Annotated in this window: 1 pseudogene; it reads left to right on the top strand. The window is 52.8% G+C overall.

Annotated elements, in window-relative coordinates:
* Window positions 1-597, top strand: a pseudogene (locus J7439_RS25915) (hypothetical protein); the annotation flags it as partial.

The raw sequence follows: 597 nt of genomic DNA, 5'->3' as shown, positions 1-597 counted from the left end.
GGAGAAGACAGCGCAGCTGAAAGAGGCCGTAGCCACGCTGTTGCCTCAGGTAAAAACCAAAGCCGAATCAAAAGCAGAGAAAGACCACTTTAATGCCCAGCATATCGCCAACCTGCTGTGGGCCGTGGCGAAATTGGTGGACAACGGGCTGGAGTTGGAGAAGACACCGAAGCTCAAAGAGGCCTTGGCTGCGCTGCTGTCCCAGGTGAAAACCAAAGCCGAAGCAAAAGAAGAGAAAGACCACTTCAAGGCACAGGCAGTCGCTAATCTATATTGGGCCGTGGCGAAACTGGTGGACAATGGGCTGGAGCTTGAAAAAACGCCGAAGCTTAAAGAAGCAGTGGTCGCGCTGTTGCCCCATGTGAAAACCAAAGCCGAATCAAAAGAAGAGAAAGACCACTTCAACACCCAGGCTACAACGAATCTGCTGTGGGCCTTGGCGAAACTTGTGGATAACGGGTTGGAGCTGAAGAAGACACCGAAGCTCAAAGAGGCCTTGGCCGCGCTGCTGCCCCGGGTGAAAACCAAAGCTGAATCAACAGAAGAGAAAGACCTCTTTATTCCTCAGCATATCGCCAATCTGCTGTGGGCCCTGGC

It is taken from the genome of Salinisphaera sp. G21_0 (assembly GCF_017744115.1).
In the GTDB taxonomy this organism is placed as follows: Bacteria; Pseudomonadota; Gammaproteobacteria; order Pseudomonadales; family Endozoicomonadaceae; genus Endozoicomonas.
This window is presented reverse-complemented; position numbering and strand designations above follow the sequence as displayed.